This is a genomic window from Microbacterium meiriae (genome assembly GCF_040702565.1).
Lineage (GTDB): Bacteria > Actinomycetota > Actinomycetes > Actinomycetales > Microbacteriaceae > Microbacterium > Microbacterium meiriae.
The window spans coordinates 675,180-692,258 of sequence record NZ_JBFBLJ010000002.1; the positions used below are offsets into that span (position 1 = coordinate 675,180).

17 protein-coding genes are annotated in these 17,079 nt (G+C 69.7%); 11 read left to right on the plus strand and 6 right to left on the minus strand.

Annotated features, from left to right (window positions below):
* Positions 1–57 precede the first annotated feature (57 nt).
* The 9 genes from AB0310_RS10680 to AB0310_RS10720 all read left to right on the plus strand — a co-directional run bounded on the left by AB0310_RS10680 (position 58) and on the right by AB0310_RS10720 (position 9,002).
* The gene (locus tag AB0310_RS10680) at positions 58–1,251 is read left to right on the plus strand and encodes a class I SAM-dependent methyltransferase (protein ID WP_366237208.1); all 1,194 of its coding nucleotides are present in this window, start codon (positions 58–60) and stop codon (positions 1,249–1,251) included.
* Between the two features lie 331 nt (positions 1,252–1,582).
* Entirely contained in the window at positions 1,583–2,926 is a 1,344-nt protein-coding gene (locus AB0310_RS10685; RefSeq protein WP_366237209.1) for a quaternary amine ABC transporter ATP-binding protein, read from the plus strand.
* On the plus strand, positions 2,926–3,885 hold the full coding sequence (locus tag AB0310_RS10690) for an ABC transporter permease (RefSeq protein WP_259951736.1): 960 nt from the start codon (positions 2,926–2,928) through the stop codon (positions 3,883–3,885). Before AB0310_RS10685 ends, AB0310_RS10690 begins: the two co-directional genes overlap by 1 nt.
* A gap of 171 nt (positions 3,886–4,056) precedes the next feature.
* A complete protein-coding gene (locus tag AB0310_RS10695) occupies positions 4,057–4,965 on the plus strand; it encodes a glycine betaine ABC transporter substrate-binding protein (RefSeq protein WP_268777534.1) in 909 nt (302 codons plus the stop codon).
* Between the two features lie 221 nt (positions 4,966–5,186).
* On the plus strand, positions 5,187–5,531 hold the full coding sequence (locus AB0310_RS10700) for a hypothetical protein (RefSeq protein ID WP_366237210.1): 345 nt from the start codon (positions 5,187–5,189) through the stop codon (positions 5,529–5,531).
* Positions 5,532–5,577: 46 nt separating this feature from the next.
* Positions 5,578–5,883: a hypothetical protein gene (locus AB0310_RS10705; RefSeq protein WP_366237211.1), complete on the plus strand. Its 306-nt coding sequence runs from the start codon at positions 5,578–5,580 to the stop codon at positions 5,881–5,883.
* 183 nt (positions 5,884–6,066) lie between these two features.
* On the plus strand, positions 6,067–6,345 hold the full coding sequence (locus AB0310_RS10710) for a hypothetical protein (RefSeq protein ID WP_366237212.1): 279 nt from the start codon (positions 6,067–6,069) through the stop codon (positions 6,343–6,345).
* A 147-nt stretch (positions 6,346–6,492) separates the two neighbouring features.
* On the plus strand, positions 6,493–7,470 hold the full coding sequence (gene bsh / locus AB0310_RS10715; protein WP_187662893.1) for a choloylglycine hydrolase: 978 nt from the start codon (positions 6,493–6,495) through the stop codon (positions 7,468–7,470).
* Between the two features lie 56 nt (positions 7,471–7,526).
* Entirely contained in the window at positions 7,527–9,002 is a 1,476-nt protein-coding gene (locus tag AB0310_RS10720) for a lipase maturation factor family protein (RefSeq protein WP_366237213.1), read from the plus strand.
* Between the two features lie 180 nt (positions 9,003–9,182).
* On the opposite strand, the gene AB0310_RS10725 is transcribed toward AB0310_RS10720, so the two are convergent.
* From AB0310_RS10725 to AB0310_RS10750, 6 genes are all read right to left on the minus strand, one after another.
* Entirely contained in the window at positions 9,183–9,950 is a 768-nt protein-coding gene (locus AB0310_RS10725) for an ABC transporter permease (protein ID WP_101847789.1), read from the minus strand.
* Positions 9,947–10,762: an ABC transporter ATP-binding protein gene (locus AB0310_RS10730; RefSeq protein ID WP_366237214.1), complete on the minus strand. Its 816-nt coding sequence runs from the start codon at positions 10,760–10,762 to the stop codon at positions 9,947–9,949. Before AB0310_RS10730 ends, AB0310_RS10725 begins: the two co-directional genes overlap by 4 nt.
* The gene (locus tag AB0310_RS10735; protein WP_187662897.1) at positions 10,759–11,130 is read right to left on the minus strand and encodes a DUF1048 domain-containing protein; all 372 of its coding nucleotides are present in this window, start codon (positions 11,128–11,130) and stop codon (positions 10,759–10,761) included. Before AB0310_RS10735 ends, AB0310_RS10730 begins: the two co-directional genes overlap by 4 nt.
* Before the next feature lie 2 nt (positions 11,131–11,132).
* The gene (locus AB0310_RS10740) at positions 11,133–11,477 is read right to left on the minus strand and encodes a PadR family transcriptional regulator (protein WP_187662898.1); all 345 of its coding nucleotides are present in this window, start codon (positions 11,475–11,477) and stop codon (positions 11,133–11,135) included.
* 219 nt (positions 11,478–11,696) lie between these two features.
* On the minus strand, positions 11,697–12,335 hold the full coding sequence (locus tag AB0310_RS10745; protein ID WP_366237215.1) for a LuxR C-terminal-related transcriptional regulator: 639 nt from the start codon (positions 12,333–12,335) through the stop codon (positions 11,697–11,699).
* A complete protein-coding gene (locus AB0310_RS10750) occupies positions 12,323–13,567 on the minus strand; it encodes a sensor histidine kinase (protein WP_366237216.1) in 1,245 nt (414 codons plus the stop codon). Before AB0310_RS10750 ends, AB0310_RS10745 begins: the two co-directional genes overlap by 13 nt.
* A gap of 108 nt (positions 13,568–13,675) precedes the next feature.
* Between AB0310_RS10750 and AB0310_RS10755 the strand changes: the two genes are divergently transcribed.
* Together AB0310_RS10755 and AB0310_RS10760 are read left to right on the plus strand one after the other, a co-directional pair.
* Positions 13,676–14,443, plus strand: a complete 768-nt coding sequence (locus AB0310_RS10755; protein ID WP_187662901.1) for an ABC transporter ATP-binding protein — start codon at positions 13,676–13,678, stop codon at positions 14,441–14,443.
* Positions 14,443–16,947, plus strand: a complete 2,505-nt coding sequence (locus tag AB0310_RS10760) for an FtsX-like permease family protein (RefSeq protein ID WP_366237217.1) — start codon at positions 14,443–14,445, stop codon at positions 16,945–16,947. Before AB0310_RS10755 ends, AB0310_RS10760 begins: the two co-directional genes overlap by 1 nt.
* Positions 16,948–17,079 lie beyond the last annotated feature (132 nt).

Sequence of the window (17,079 nt, forward strand, 5' to 3'; positions counted from 1 at the left end):
CGTCAGCTCCGAAGCTGTGGACGGGGAGAGGGTGAGGCGGCCGCGTACAGTGGGCTGGTGCCGGAGTTCCCCTACAGTCGTCTGCGTCGCTGGCCCGACGTCGAGGCGGACAACCTCCAGGCCCACGATGCGACCGATCTGCTGCTCGTGGAACGGGCGCTCGCCCTCGACGTGCCAGGGTCCGGGACGGTCGTGATCGGAGACGAGTACGGCGCGATCACGCTCGCTCTCACGGCGGCCGGGCGGCGCGGGATCCGTGTGCACCAGGATCTCGCGACCGGACGCCGCGCGCTCGCCCGCAATGCGGAGGAGCTCGGGATCGGTGGGTTCACCCCGCACGAACTCGACGAGAGCCTGCTCGCCGGTGCGCAACTGGTGCTGCTGCAGCTCCCGAAGGCCCTCGCCGAACTGGAGGAGATCGCGGATGCGGTCGCCCGGTGGGCTGCGCCTGACGCGGTGCTCGTCGCCGGCGGTCGGGTGAAGCACATGACTCTGGCGCAGAACGAGGTACTGGGGCGGAGCTTCGCCCGGGTACAGGCGCAGCGCGCCGAGCGGAAGTCGCGGCTGCTCGTCGCCTCCGAGCCGCTCCCGGTGCCCGAGTCGCCGCCGTTCCCGGTCACCGCGCGGCACGGCGACCTCGTCCTCGTGGCCCACGGCGGCGCCTTCGCCGGGTCCCGCCTCGATATCGGCACCCGGGTCCTGCTCGAGGTGCTCGACCTCGACGGTTCACAACTCAGGAGAACAGAGGTGACACGCGCCGAGAACGAGCGGAACGGCGGCGAGAGCAGCCGTTCTTCCGGAGTTGTGAACGGCGGACGCCGCGTGCTCGACCTCGGCTGCGGGACCGGAGCGCTCGCCGTGTCCTGGGCGCTCGCCCACCCGCGGGACCGCGTCGTCGCCACAGACCGCTCGGCCGCCGCCGTCGCCTCCGCCCGTGCCACCGCGTCGGCGAACGGCGTGGCCGGCCGGGTCGAGGTCACGCACGACGACGCGGGTTCGGCGCTCGCCGCGGGGAGCTTCGACACGGTGCTCTTGAATCCGCCGTTCCACCTCGGCGCCAGCGTGCACACCGGCGCCGCGACCCGCCTGTTCGAGGCCGCCGCGCGTCTGCTCCGACCGGACGGGGAGCTGTTCACGGTGTACAACTCGAGCCTCGGCCACCGGGCCGAGATGAGCCGTCTGATCGGCCCCACCGACCAGCTCCGGCGCACCCCGAAGTTCACCGTGACGCGCACCGTCCGGCGCCCGTGAGTACGCCGCACCGAGATTGCTAGACGCTCGTACTATCCCCCGGTCAGCGGCGGAAACCCGGGTACGTCCGTGGAGCAGGATTTGCCGCTGACCGGCCATTTCGTTACGTTGGTCTGCGGGCCTGACGGCCCATAGACCAGTCCGCGGTCACGTCCTTCCTTCGATGAGCTGTGCGGCGAAGAGGCGTGGGCGTACGGTCGATCCCCTCTGCGGCGGATCCGAAATCCGCCGCCTGTGCCGCCACAGCGAAGACGTCGAACGGCCTCGTGAGGATCACCCGGGCGTAACCGAAGCAGGCTCAGCCACCCGAAGGCCGAGCCGCAGGGGAAACGTGTCCGAAACAGCACTCGAAGCGCGCCATCTGTACAAGGTGTTCGGGAGGAATCCGAGCGCCGCCGTCCGCCGACTGAAGGCCGGGGAGAGCCGCACGGCCGTCGCCGACGCGGGGACCGCCGCGGTCATCGACGCCAGCTTCACCGTCAACCGCGGTGAGATCTTCGTCATCATGGGCCTGTCCGGATCGGGCAAGTCGACCATCATCCGCATGCTCAACGGCCTGCACGACATCACCGCCGGCACCGTCACCGTGGGGGGCGACCCGATCACGGGGATCCCGGCTGCGCGCCTGCGCGAGATCCGCCGCGACCGCATCTCGATGGTGTTCCAGCACTTCGCGCTGCTGCCGCACCGTACGGTCGCCGCGAACGTCGCCTACCCGCTCGAGCTCAAGGGGGTCGGCAAGGCCGAGCGCCAGGCCAAGGCCGAGGAGATCCTCGCCCTCGTCGGGCTCGAAGGCCAGGGCGACAAGCTGCCCTCCGAGCTGTCCGGCGGTATGCAGCAGCGCGTCGGTATCGCCCGCGCCCTGGCCGCCGACAGCGACATCCTGCTCATGGACGAGGCCTTCAGCGCGCTCGACCCGCTGATCCGCCGCGAGATGCAGGAGCAGCTTCTGGAGCTGCAGCAGAAGCTCCAGAAGACCATCGTCTTCATCACGCACGACCTCAACGAGGCCATGTTCCTCGGCGACCGCATCGCCGTCATGCGCGACGGGCGCATCGTGCAGATCGGCACGCCGGAGGACATCCTCATGGACCCGGCGAACGACTACGTCGAGCAGTTCGTGCAGGACGTCGACCGCGCGCGCGTGCTCACCGCCGCGAACGTCATGGAGCGTCCGCGCCCCGTCGTCGCCGAGTCGGCCGGTCCCCGCACCGCGCTCCGCCAGATGCGGGACGCCTACATGTCGGCGACCTACGTGGTCGGCAAGGATCGCCAGCTGGTCGGCGTCGTCACCGACCGCGACGCCGTGAAGCTCGTCCGTCAGGGCGCCACGCGCCTCGACTCGATCATCAAGCCGGTGCTGCAGAGCGTCCGCGAGGACGACGTCCTCATGAACCTGTTCGTCCCCGCCGTCGAGTCGCCGCTGCCCCTCGCGGTGACGGATGCCGACGGCCGCCTCGCGGGCGTGATCCCGCGCGTCACCCTGCTCGCGGCGCTCGGTCCAGGGCCCGGAGCGACCGAGGAGATCCTGCTGCCGCTGACCCCCATGCCCCAGGCCGAGATCGACGCCGTGCTCGACGACGGATGGACGGCCGAGCCCGGCCCTTCGACGAGCTCAGGGACCCAGGGTGGGTTCGGCTCAGAGGCCCAGGTCGACACGGAGGAGGTGCGCTGATGGACGGTTTCCGCATCCCCGTGGGCGACTGGGTCGCCGCCGGCGTCGACTGGATCACCGCCAACCTCGACGGCCTGCTCGACGCGGTCTCGTTCGTGGTGAGCTTCCTCGTCGACGGCCTCACGCGCCTGCTCCTCACCCCGCACTTCGCGGTCATCATCGTGATCGCCGCGCTGATCGCCTGGGTCGTGCGGTCGTGGCAGCTCGCGATCGGCACGATCCTGTCGTTCGGGCTCATCGTCGCCATGGACCTCTGGGTCCCGGCGATGCAGACGCTCGCGCTGGTCCTCGTCGCCGCCGTCGTGGCCGTGCTGATCGCGGTGCCACTGGGCATCTGGTCGGCGCGCAACGCGACGGTGCGCGCGACGTTGAAGCCGGTGCTCGACTTCATGCAGACCATGCCGGCCTTCGTGTACCTGATCCCGGCGATCGTGTTCTTCGGCATCGGTGTGGTGCCCGGACTCGTCGCCACCGTGATCTTCGCGCTGCCTCCCGGCGTGCGCCTGACCGAGCTGGGCATCCGCGGTGTCGACGCCGAGACCGTCGAGGCAGGACACGCCTTCGGAGCGACGCCGAGTCAGATCCTCCGCGGGATCCAGCTGCCGCTCGCGATGCCGACCATCATGGCCGGCGTGAACCAGGTCATCATGCTCGCGCTGTCGATGGCGGTCATCGCCGGTATGGCCGGAGCCGACGGGCTCGGGAAGATGGTCGTCGAGGCGATCTCGACGATCAACATCCCCAAGGGTGTCGAGGCGGGACTGGGCGTCGTGCTCATCGCCGTGTTCCTCGACCGGGTGACCGCCGCTCTGGGCGCGCCCGGCGAGAACCGCTCCTCGCTCCTCGGCATGCTGAAGCGTCGCGGTTCGTCCCGGCCTTCCGCCCCCGTGGCGTCGGAGCCCGCTGCCTCCGCGCCCGCCGACTCCGCCCCGACCGAGTCCGAGCTCGCCCGCGCCTGAGCGCCCCTGTCCCGCGCCCCCGTTTCCGTCCCCCACCCCCTTTCGTCCGGTGCGGGATGGAAAACGGGCGCCGGGGCGCGGCTCCCGGCACGGTTTCGATCCCGGCACAGCTGTCCCGCGGCCTCGTCCGCACCTCCTGAATCACATACGGAACGCAAGAGAGAGAGTCACATGAAGAAGAAGATCCTGACCATCACCGCCCTCGGTGCAGCCGCAGCGCTCACCCTCGCCGGATGCAGCGGCGACGGCGCCGGCGGCACGAGCGGCGGCGGCGACGGTGCCGAGGACAAGGGCACCATCACCCTCGGGTTCCTGCCCTCCTGGACCGACGGCCTCAGCACCGCCTACCTCCTGCAGGACCAGCTCGAGAAGATCGGCTACACGGTCGAGATGAAGACGCTCACCGAGGCCGGCCCGCTCTACACCGGACTCGCGCAGGGCGACGTCGACATGTACCCGTCGGCGTGGCCGGAACTCACCCACGCCTCCTACATGGACACCTACGGCGACGACATCGAAGACCTCGGCACCTACTACGAGAACGCCAAGCTGACCCTCGCGGTGCCGGAGTACTCCGAGCTCACCTCGATCGAGGACCTCGCGGGCAAGGGCGCCGACTTCGACGGCAAGATCTACGGCATCGAGCCGGGTGCGGGCCTGACCGCCCAGACCCAGAAGATGATGCCCGAGTACGGCCTCGACGGCGAGTACGAGCTCGTCACCTCGTCGACCGCGGCGATGCTCACCGAGCTGAAGACCGCGACCGACAAGAAGGAGGACATCGTCGTCACGCTGTGGCGTCCGTTCTGGGCCAACGACGCCTTCCCCGTGAAGGACCTCGAGGACCCGAAGGGTGCCATGGGCGAGGCCGAGGGCCTGCACTTCCTGGGCACCACGGGCTTCGCGGACGAGTTCCCCGAGGCGGCCGAGCTGATCAAGAAGATCAAGCTGGACGACGAGCAGTACGGCGCGCTCGAAGACCTCGTGGTCAACGAGTACGGCGAGGGCAAGGAAGCCGACGCGGTCGACGCGTGGCTCGAGGAGTACGGCGACCAGTTCGACTGGACCGTCACCAGCTGACACCCGTCGCACCTCTCGAAGGAGGGTCTCCCGCAGCGGGAGGCCCTCCTTCGTCGTGGGCGACCCTTTTCGCTCGCGGTCACGGTCATGGTCGCGCTCAGCTATTCCGATCGTCCGGTCTGATCGCGCTGTCCCCCGAAGGGGGGACAGCGCGCCTACGACAGCCCGGGTACTGTCCTGTACAGGCGGGATGTTGAACTCGATACAAGAAGAGGTATCTGATGAATCGACAGAACCGATTCCCGCGCGTCGGTATCGCGAGCGTCGTGATAGTCGCCATGCTCGCTTCCTCCGGGGGTGTGGCAGCGAACGCGTTTGAAATCGACGGTACGGAGGAAGCCGTGGATGTCGTCTCGTCCGCCGCGGAGATCCATCCGCAGGCAGATGAAGTGACGCAGGTGCCGTTGCAGCCTCTGAACGGAGCGCTCGTCTCAGCCGGGGAGGACGCAACCGTATCCGTGCCTCGCGCCTTCTCGGACCCGATTGAAATCTCGCCGGCCGGTATGTGGGGAGGGGAGCTGACGGGCCTCACGATCGGTCTGCCTGAGCAGGTTCAAAGGCGCTGAGGTGTCCGTTGCACAGGACGGGAGCGCGGTGGGCGAGGGGTCAGAGGTGACCGGGGTGATTCAGGCACTTGAGGGTGGTTTGCGCATTAGCACGGTCATCACCGGCCCGGATGCGCCCGGACGCTTGTCGTATGCGCTGCCCGACGATGTGGATATCGCGATCAACGAGGACGGCTCGGCTTCATTGAGCAGAACTGCCGTGGACGACGGCACTGAGGTACTCACCGCAATGATCGGAAGGATTGGCACACCGTGGGCTACGGATGCGAGAGGCCAGCGCATCGCGACGCACTACGAAGTCTCCGGCAGCAAGCTCGTCCAGGTCGTCGATCACCATCAGGGTGGCGGTTAACGTCACATCCTTGGCAGGCGCGCTCCTTGGCTTCGGTGCGGCACTCCTTAATGTCTGCAACATCAAGAGCCGTGGTGTTTGGGTAGGGCACACCTGGGTGACTGGAGTTCTGCCCTTCGCCCCCACCGGTGATGCGGTCCGGCTACTTCTGCGTGCCCAATTAGCGTGAAAGGGTCTCCTGCGGTGGAGAAAACCATGACCAATATGTTGTTAGCGGCGCTGATGGTTTTGTCCACGGGCGCCTTGATGTCGACCGACCTTCGCCGTATACGAGTGGTGCACGTAACGCTGTGGGGGCTCATGCTCTCAGAAGTCGCCCTCCTCGCTCTGCTGGTCTTCGTCGATGGAGCGAGTGCTGCGGGGTGGGTGCCGCTGATCCTCTGCATCGTCGCGGGAGTGAACGTCGCATTGTGGATCGGAGCTATCGTCCGGTCGTCGGGAGGAGCCGGTAGCGAGATCTGACACCCGTCGCACGTCTCGAAGGAGGGTCTCCCGCAGCGGGAGGCCCTCCTTCGTCGTGGGTGAGCCCCCCTTATGCTCATGCCCGGAAGGTGGAAGCATGGCCCGCACTCGCCGACCCGCCCGGGTCGCGGAGGGGGGAAGAGACCGATGTGCACAGGACTGAGCTTCACGACCGCCGACCACTACTTCGGGAGGAACCTCGATCTGGAGTTCTCCTACAACGAGACGGTGACCGTCACGCCGCGGAACTTCCCGTTCCCGTTCCACCGGCTGCCGTCGTTGCCGACGCATCACGCGATCATCGGGATCGCCACGATCGCCGACGGCTACCCGCTCTACTACGACGCCGTCAACGAGAAGGGGCTCGGCATGGCCGGGCTCAACTTCCCGGACAACGCGCACTATCCGGCACCGGGGTCGGGGGACACCGAGGTCACGCCGTTCGAGTTCATCCCCTGGGTTCTCGGACAGTTCGAGACCGTGGCCGAGGTGAAAGAGGCCCTGCGGTCGGTGAGTCTCGTGGACATCAACTTCAGCCCGGAGTTCCCGCTGTCGCCGCTGCACTGGATCATCGCCGACAAGAGCGCGTCGATCACGGTCGAGAGCGTGCGCGGCGGCCTCAAGGTGTATGACAACCCGTGGGGCGTGCTCACGAACAATCCCACGTTCGACATCCAGAGCTTCCGGCTCAACGACTATCAGCACCTCTCGAAGCGGCAGCCGGAGAACACCTTCGCCTCGGACGTCCCGATGGACCTCTACAGCCGGGGCATGGGCGGGATCGGCCTGCCGGGCGACCTGTCGTCGTCGTCGCGGTTCGTGAAGGCGGTGTTCACACGCATGAACTCGGTGTGCGGGACGTCGGAGTCGGAGTCGATCAGCCAGTTCTTCCAGATCCTCGGCTCGGTCGCCCAGCAGCGCGGGTGCGTGCAGGTCGGCGATGAGGACAAGTACGAGATCACGATCTACTCGTCGTGCGCCAACACCGCGACCGGCGTGTACTACTACACGACCTACGAGAACAGCCAGATCACGGGTGTGGACATGCACAAGGAGGATCTCGACGGCTCCGAGCTCGCGGCGTATCCGCTCGTGAAGGGCCAGCAGATCGCGATGCAGAACTGATCTCCGGAACGCGCAACCCCCTCATCGGCCGGCGGGTCGCGGCGTAGCCTGTGGCCGTGGACGGGTTCGCGGCGGTCGACTTCGGGTTCGCCCGCGAGGTCCTGCAGCGGGGCATCGCGGCGCTGTACCTCGTGGCGTTCGTCTCGACGCTCAACCAGTTCCGCGCGCTCCTCGGCGAGCACGGGCTCCTGCCCGCGCCCGTGCTGCTCGACTGGGTGACGCAGAAGCGCGAGCGCCGGAAGCTGCTGCACCCCACGCTCTTCACCCGCGTCCGCTACACGGACCGGCGCCTGGTGGCCCTGTCCTGGGCGGGGATCGTCGTCGCCGCGCTGCTCGTCGTCGGGGTGCCGCAGCTCGGACCGCCGTGGGTGCCGATGCTCGCGTTCCTCGCCCTGTGGTTCGGCTACATGTCGGTGGTGAGCGTGGGGCAGACGTTCTACTCGTTCGGGTGGGAGATGCTGCTGCTGGAGGCGGGGTTCCTCGCGGCCTTCCTCGGCTCGAACGACCAGCCGCCGCCGACTGTGGTGATCGTGCTGTTCTGGTGGCTGCTGTTCCGGCTGGAGTTCGGCGCCGGGATGATCAAGATCCGCGGCGGACGCGAGTGGCGCGACCTCACCGCGATGACCTTCCACCACGAGACCCAGCCGATGCCCGGGCCGCTGAGCCGCCAGGCGCATCTGCTGCCGCGGTGGTTCCACAAGCTCGAGGTGGTCGGCAACCACGTCGCGCAGCTCGTCGTGCCGTTCTTCCTCTTCGCGCCGATCCTGTCCCTCTGGCTTCCTGGTCCGGTGCCGCAGATCGTCGGTGCCGTCGCCGGGGGGATCGTGATCGCGACGCAGCTGTGGCTCGTGCTCACCGGGAACTTCGCGTGGCTGAACTGGGCGACGATCGTGCTCGGGTTCTCCGCGATCGGCCTCCCCGGCATCGGGACTCCGGAGCGGACGCCGGAGACCTCGCTGCCGTGGACGGTGTCGGGCATGCCGCTGTGGTGGGTCGTGGCGACCTCGGCGGTCGGGGTGCTCTTCGTCGTGCTGAGCGTGCCCGCGGTGCGCAACCTCTTCGCGCGACGGCAGCTCATGAACGCGAGCTTCAACCGCTGGCAGCTCGCCAACGCCTACGGAGCCTTCGGCACGGTCACGCGGGAGCGGATCGAGATCGTCGTGGAGGGGTCGGACGACGAGGAGGGCCGGCACTGGCGCGAGTACGAGTTCCGGGGGAAGCCGGGGGACGTGCGGCGGATCCCGCGGCAGTTCGCTCCGTATCATCTGCGGCTGGACTGGCTGATGTGGTTCCTGCCGCTCGGGCACTCGCTGGACGACTGGTTCTCCGTGTTCCTCGTGCGGCTGCTGGAGGCTGATGCCCCGACGCTGCGGATGCTGCGCGTCGACCCCTTCCACGGCGAGCGGCCGCGGTGGGTGCGAGCCGTGTCCTACCGCTACCGCTTCACGACCCGCGCCGAGCACCGTGCCGACGGCGCGATCTGGGTCCGGACGGGTCGCCGTGTGGTGCTCGGTCCGGTCGGCCTCCGCTGAGGTCGCAGATCCGCACGAGGTCGCACGGATTCCGGGCGAAGCTGCGACCTCAGCGAGAATCTGCGACCTTACGCAACCCGACGCGACGGAACGCGGCCGGGAGAACACGCGCCGAGCGCGGCGAAACGCCCCGGCCGGGGAGAGTCCCCGGTCGGAGCGTTCCGTCTCGCTGGACGTCGATCAGCTGACCTTCTTCCGGTAGGAGATGATCGCGAAGACGTAGGCGACCACGAGGATCCCGACGCACCAGGCGAGCGCGACCCAGATGTCGGACCCGACCGGCTCCCCCGCGAACAACGCCTGGATGGAGTTGACGATCGAGGTCACCGGCTGGTTCTCCGCGAACCACTGCACCGGAGCCGGCATGGTGTCGGTCGGCACGAACGCCGAGCTGATGAACGGGAGGAAGATCAGCGGATACGAGAAGGCGCTGGCCCCGTCGACGGTCTTGGCGTTCAGGCCCGCGATGATCGCCAGCCAGGTGAGCGCCAGGGTGAACAGCATCAGGATGCCGATCACTCCGAGCCAGGCCCAGACGCTCGCCCCGGTGCGGAAGCCCATCAGGAACCCGACCCCGAAGATGATCGCGAGGGTGATCGCGTTCGCCGTGAGGGACGTGAGCACGTGGGCCCACAAGACGCTCGACCGGGCGATCGGCATGGAGTGGAACCGCTCGAAGATGCCGCTCTGCATATCGGTGAACAGCCGGAACGCCGTGTAGGCGATGCCCGACGCGATCGCGATGAGCAGGATGCCCGGCAGCAGGTAGTTCACGTAGTTCTCGGCGCCGGTGCTCTGCTGGAGCGCGCCGCCGAAGACGTACACGAACAGGAGCATCAGGGCGATCGGGGTGACCGCGGTGGTGATGATCGTGTCGGGGCTGCGGAAGATGTGCCGCATCGAGCGGCCGGTGAGCGTCGCCGTGTCGGCGGCGAAGTGCGTGGTCATGCTGCATCTCCTTTCTTCACCTGGGTCCCTGAGCCCGTCGAAGGGTGGGTCCCTGAGCCTGTCGAAGGGCCGATGAGGGTGAGGAAGATCTCCTCGAGGGTGGGCTGCTTCTCGACGTACTCGACCTTCGCGGGCGGAAGGAGCCGCTTCAGTCCGGCGAGGGTGTCGTTCGCGATGATGCGGCCCTCGTGCAGGATCGCGATGCGGTCGGCGAGCTGCTCCGCCTCATCGAGGTACTGCGTGGTGAGCAGCACGGTCGTGCCGCCGCTCGCGAGTTCCTTCACGACGTCCCACACCTCGATGCGCGACTCGGGGTCGAGGCCCGTGGTCGGCTCGTCGAGGTAGATGACCTCGGGGTCGCCGACCAGGCTCATCGCGATGTCGAGCCGGCGTCGCATCCCGCCGGAGTACGTGCCGACCTTGCGGCCCCCGGCCTCGGTGAGCCGGAAGCGTGCGAGGAGCCGGTCGGCCACCGCACCCGGGTCGGGCAGGTGCCGCAGCTTCGCGACGAGCACGAGGTTCTCGCGTCCGGTGAGGATCTCGTCGACCGCGGCGAACTGCCCGGTGAGGCTGATCCTCTCCCGCACGCCGAGCGGGTCCGCCGCGACGTCGATGCCCTGCACCGACGCGGCGCCGGCATCCGCCTTCAGCAGCGTGGAGAGGATCCGGACCATCGTGGTCTTGCCCGCGCCGTTCGACCCGAGGAGGGCGAAGATCGATCCCCGCTCCGCCTCGAAGTCGACGCCGCGCAGCACGTGCAGGTCCTTGTACGACTTCTCGATGCCGCGGACGGAGATCGCAGGCGTCGTCATGATTCCTCCTCCTTCTTCTTCGCGTCGTCGAACGCCTTGATGAGGCGTGCGCGCTCCTTGTCGATCCACTGGCGACCGCCGTACGCCGCGGCGTAGTTCTCGGCGAACTCGACCGGGTCGTCGCCGACGATCGCGCTGACCGGGGTGCCGTCGATCGCGGCGCGCTCCCACATGTCGGCGATGTCGAGGAACATCTTCACGATGGTGTCGCCGTCGGTGAGGCCCCCGTAGTAGAGGTTGTAGCGCTGCTGGGCCTTCGCCATCTCCCGGTACGGTTCGGGGAGGGCGTTGATGCGGGCCTGCGCCTGCTTGTACTGCTTCTTCTCTTCGAGTGATCCGGTGATCGCTTCGATCCACTTCGCGGCCATGCTCAGTTCTCCTTGTTCTCGGTGTCGCGCTTTTCCAGCTGTTCGATGTGCGTCTTGAGGAAGCTCCAGGTGGTCCAGAACTCCTCGAGCTCCTGTCGGCCCTGGGCGTTCAGGGTGTACACCTTCCGGGGTGGACCCTTCTCGCTCGGCACCTTCTCGACGTCGACGAGGTTCTTCTGCTCGATGCGCACCAGGAGTGCGTAGATCGTGCCCTCGGCGATGTCGGTGAACCCGTGGTCTCGGATTCGTGCCGTGATCTCGTACCCGTAGGCCGGCTGCTCGGCGAGGAGGGCCAGCACGATGCCCTCCAGGGTTCCCTTGAGCATCTCGGTCATCTGCTTGCCCATCGGTACCCTCCTCTCGTTCCTGTGTCTTCTGTTCGGTACTCAGTGTTGCTGGGTACCGGTACAAAGTAACACTGAGTACCGGTACTTAGCAACACCGAATACTGAATCTCTTCGCCGAGACCCCGGGTACGCGGCGAGACCCCGGGCTGCAGACGCGAGAACCCCGGGGCGTCGACGACAACCCGGGGTCTCAGCGAAAGAGGGGAGGGGGCGGAAGCGTCAGCCGCGGAGATAGGCGAGGACGGCGAGGACGCGGCGGTGGCCGCTGTCACTGGCGGCCAGCCCGAGCTTGGCGAAGATGTTGCCGATGTGCTTGCTCACCGCGGTCTCCGTCACGAACAGGCGTGCGGCGATGGTGGTGTTGTCGAGGCCCTCGGCCATCAGCCCGAGCACCTCACGCTCCCGCGGAGTGAGGGTCTGCACGGGGTCGTCGGCGCGACGCCGGCTCATGAGCTGCGAGATGACCTCGGGGTCCATCACGGTCCCCCCGGCGGCCACCCGGCGCAGGGCGTCGACGAACGCGGCGACCTTGCCCACGCGCTCCTTCAACAGGTAGCCGAGGCCGTCCGCCCCCGCCGCGAGGAGCTCCCCCGCGTAACGGTCCTCCACGTACGCCGAGAGCACGAGCACCGGGAAGCCGGGGCGGCGGGCTCTCGCCTCGGCCGCGGCCTTGAGCCCCTCGCTGGTGAAGGTCGGCGGCATCCGCACGTCGACCACCGCCGCATCGGCCTCGTCGAGCAGGGCGAGGAACCCGTCCGCGTCCGGCACGGCGCCGATCACGTCGAAGCCCTCAGTGCGCAACAGGAGCGCGAGGCCCTCCCGCAGCAGGGTGTCGTCCTCCGCGATCACGATCCGCATGGCAGCTCCGTCCGCAGGATGGTGGGTCCCCCGGCGGGACTCGACAGGTCCATCGTGCCCTCGAACGCCTCGACCCGGCGTCGGATCCCCGCGAGACCCCCGCCCGGACGCTCGACCGCGCCGCCGACCCCGTCGTCCTCCACCGCGATGAGGAGCAGCTCGCCCTCTCGCTCGACCCGCACCGTGGCGCGGGTCGCGGCGCTGTACTTGTTCACGTTGGTCAGCGCCTCCGCGACCACGAAGTACGAGGCCGACTCGACCGCTGCCGGCACCCGACCGACGTCCGCGGCGTCGAGCGTGCACGGGACGACGCTGCGCCCGGCGAGCGAGGCGAGCGCCCCCTCGAGACCCAGTTCGTCGAGGATCGGCGGATAGATGTCGTGCACCGTGCGGCGGAGGCCGGCGAGGGCATCGGTCGCCGCGTCCTGCGCGCGCCGCAACGGCTCGAGCACGTCGCCACCCGTCTCCTGGGCGCGCTCCGCGATCCCCAGCATCATCACGACGTTCACCAGGCGGTTCTGGGCGCCGTCGTGCAGGTCGCGCTCGATGCGACGGAGCTCGGCGGCATGGGCGTCGAGGGCGGCCGCGCGGCTGAGAGTCAGCGCGTCGACGCGGGCGGCGAGGCGCGACTTCTGCGGCGTCGCGAGGAGCTTCGCCGAGACGAACGCCACCAGCCGGGCGACCACCGGCACGAGGAACAGCGCGGCCACCGCATAGGCGAGGGCGACGAGCGGCATGGTCCACGCCAGCTCCCACGACGTGACCGGGTACGGTGAGCCCACCGGGTCGTCGGCGGGGGCGAACTGCCAGTACCAGGTGACGGCGAGGCTGTTGACGGCGGACAGGGGCAGCGCGAGCGTCAGCAGCGACAGCCACATCACCGGAAAGGCGTGCACCGTGAGCCACAGCGCGTCTCGGGCGGTGGCGCGGGAGAAGGCGTAGCGGAGCCGTTCGTCGATCGTCGCGCCGCCCGGCAGCGTGCGCGTGAGCGGGGGGAGGTCCTCCCCGCGCCGGCGTCCGATCCGGCGGCGCGCCCGGTCGCTCCAGGCATGCAGCACCTGCACGACCTGCGGGAGCAGCAGCACCCCGCCCGTGATGAGCATGAGCGGCAGCAGCACGAGGATGACGCAGAACAGCGCGAGGGACACGACGGAGGCCCCGAGTTCGACGGCGAGGAACCGCGCATCGGGCAGCCATCCACGCAGCCAGCGGCGCATCCATCCGTCGTTCACCCTGCAAGTCTGCCCGAGCGCCCCGCGGCCCGCGGTAGAGCCAGCTCCACCATCGATGCGGCACCGTGCGGGATGGGAGCCGTCGCGCGGCTTTCCTACCGTCGAAGCATGACCTCCCTCTCCTCTGCGCCGCTCGTCGAAGCGGCCCCCGCCGAGGCCCTGCGCCTCAGCGGCCTCGTCAAGACCTACGGTTCCGGCAGCACCCGGGTGACCGCACTCCGAGGCATCGACCTCGCCATCGCGCGGGGCTCGTTCACCGCGATCATGGGGCCGTCCGGCTCCGGCAAGAGCACACTGCTGCACAGTGCCGCAGGTCTCGACCGCCCGACCAGTGGCACGGTGCACCTGGGCGGCACCGAGATCTCCGCGCTCACGCCCCGGCAGCTCACGGCCTTCCGCCGCGACCATGTGGGCTTCGTCTTCCAGGCCTACAACCTGCTGCCGGCGCTGAGCGTGGAGGACAACATCACCCTCCCGCTGCGCCTCGGCCGCCGCCCCCTCGATCACGGCCGGCTCGAGACGCTGCTCGACGCGGTGGGGCTCACCGACCGTCGCCACCGTCGCCCTGCAGAGCTCTCCGGCGGACAGCAGCAGCGCGTCGCGATCGCCAGAGCCCTCATCACCCGCCCGCACGTCGTGTTCGGCGACGAGCCCACCGGGGCCCTGGACTCCCGCACCGGGAAGCAGGTGCTCGACCTCCTGGCGCACACCGCGAAGGAGCTGCATCAGACCGTGGTCGTCGTCACCCACGATCCCGTGGTGGCGTCCCACGCCGACCGGGTGATCTTCCTCGCCGACGGGGCGTTCGCCGGACATCTCGACGGCGGCACCCCGCAGCAGATCACGGATCGCATGAGCACGCTGGGGGAGTGGTGATGTCGGCCGCGCCGCTCGGGCTCGGACGGATCATCCGCGCCGACCTCCGTCATCATCGGCGCAGTCTCGCCGGGGTCTTCGTCGCCATCTTCGTCGCGAGTGCGCTCGTCACCGGACTCGGCGTGCTCGTCGAGTCCGGCATCCGCGGCGGCCTCGCCCCGCAGCGCTACACGGCGGCCGAGGTGGTCGTCGGGGCGGTGCAGCAGGTCGACGTGCCGGAGGACCTGCCGGTGCCGCTGCGTGAGCGCGCTCCCGTCCCCGCCGACGCCGCGCGCGAGATCGCTGAGCTTCCGGGCGTCGAGGCCGTGGTCGCCGACGTGACCGTGCCTCTGTCGGTGCCCGGCGGGACGGCCCCTGCCGTGGTCGAGGCGCACCCCTGGTCCGCGACGGCACTCACCGGCTTCACGCTCGCGGAGGGGCGGGAGCCCGCCGCCGACGACGAGGTCGTGGTGGTCTCCGGAGCCGGGCACGCCGTGGGCGACTCCCTTGCGCTCGCCCACGGCGGCATCGCGGCGACGTACACGGTCGTCGGTGTGGTCTCGGCGGAGAGCCTGCCGGAGCGCGCGGTGTCGGTGTTCCTGACGGACGAGCGCATCAGCGACCTCGACCCGCACGACGGGGCCCCGCAGGCGCTCGGCGTGTTCGTCGACGGGGACCCCGAGCGCACGGCGGTCGCGATCCGCGAGGCGTTCCCGGATCTGGTCGCCCGGACCGGAGACGCCAGAGGAGACGTGGAGTTCCTCGACTCGGCGGCGGCGCGCACCCTGCTCATCGCTATCGGCAGCGCGTTCGTCGGCACCTGCATCCTCGTCGCCCTCTTCATCGTCGCCGGCACGCTGTCGCTGTCGGTCCAGGCGCGTCGCCGCGAGTATGCCCTGCTCCGCGCGGTGGGGGCGACCCCGTCGCAGGTGCACGCCCTCATCGCGCGGGAGACGCTCGCCGTCGCCGTCGTCGCCGCGCTGCTCGGGATCGCCCCGGGGTGCCTGCTGTCCTCCGCACTGCAGGCGGCGTTCGTGGCCGGAGGAGTCATCCCCGGCGACTTCGCCCTCGCGCTGAGCCCGTTCCCGGCGCTGAGCGCACTGGTGCTGGTGCTCGGAGCGGCCTGGGGAGCGGCGCGCATCGCGGCCCGGCGGCCCGCCCGCCTCGATCCGATCGAGGCGCTGCGCGAGTCCTCGACGGGCCAGGGCCCGATCGGCCTGCCCCGCATCATCACCGGCATCGTGTTCGCCGCCGCCGGCGTCTCGGTCTCGACCGTCCCGCTGATGCTCCGCGGCGACGCAGCGGTCGGCGCCTCCGCCGGTGCCGCGATCATGCTCATCGTGGCGCTCGCGCTCCTGGGACCGTGGCTCGTCGCCCTGTGCGTGCGCCTCGTCGGGCCGGTGCTGCGTCGTTCGTCGGCCGCGGGCTTCCTCGCCGCCGCCCACACCACCGCGGGCAGTCGGCGGATGGCGGCCGCGATCCTCCCGATCGCCCTCGGCATCGGGTTGGGTCTCGTGCAGATCGGCGGGCCGGCGATCGTCGCGGACGAGGCCGCGACCCAGGCCCGGGCCGGGGTCACCGCCGACCTGCGTGTGGCCGCTCCGGCCGGGCTCTCCCCCGACGCCGTCGGCGCGCTGCGCGACGAGCCGGGGGTGACGGCAGCGACCGGCGTGGTCGTCAGCACCGCGGTGCTCGACTCGCTCGACATCGAAGGTCAGATCGAGCGCACGGAGTACGTGCTCCAGGGCGTGGACCCGACGACCGCGGACGGCCTGCTCGACCTGCGGGTGCAGGAGGGGTCCCTCACCGCCCTCGACGGCGGTGCGACCATCGCGGTGAGCGCCGATGCGGCGCACACGCTCGGCCTCGACGTCGGAGACCCGGTGACGGGCGTCCTCGGCGACGGGGCGCCGCTGGAGGCGACCGTGGTCGGCATCTACGAGCGCGGTCTCGGGTTCGGCGATCTCACCATGGCGGTCGACCACGTCCGCGCGCACACCTCCGCAGCGCTCGACTCGTTCGCCCTCGTGTCGGTGGACGGTGACGCGCCGGCCGACGCCTTCGCCGCCGACGGTCTGCAGGTGGCCCCCGGCTCGGGTCAGAAGCCCAGCATGACCGGGGCCGTGTCGCAGCAGGGCTGGGTGAGCCTCATCGGTCTGCTGGTCATCCTCGGGTACATCGCGATCGCCGTCGTGAACACGCTCGTCATGGCGACGGGGGAGCGGTCCCGGGAGTTCGCCCTGCTGCAGCTCATCGGCGCCTCCCGGGGACAGGTGCGCGCCACGATGCGCACCGAGGCGATCCTGATCGCCGCCCTCGCGATGGTCTTCGGCGTGCTGGTGGCGATCCCGCCGCTGATGGGGATGAGCTACGGCATCTCCGGGCAGCCGCTCCCGGCGATGCCCGTGCTCGGCTCCCTCGCGATCGTCGGCGGCATGGGCGCGCTCGCCCTCGTCGCGCTGCGGGTCGCGACAGGGGCCGCGCTGCGCCGCCGCCCGATCGAGGAGATCGGCTCTCGCGAGTAGGCCCGCGACCACCGGAGGGCGCATCGGGATCCCGGTGCGCCCTCCGGCGTGCCGTCCCGGGGTGAAAAGGAGGGGTGAATTCCCCCGGTTCGGTCGGGGGCCTCCGCGGCAGCCGGGCAGGCTGGCGGAGGC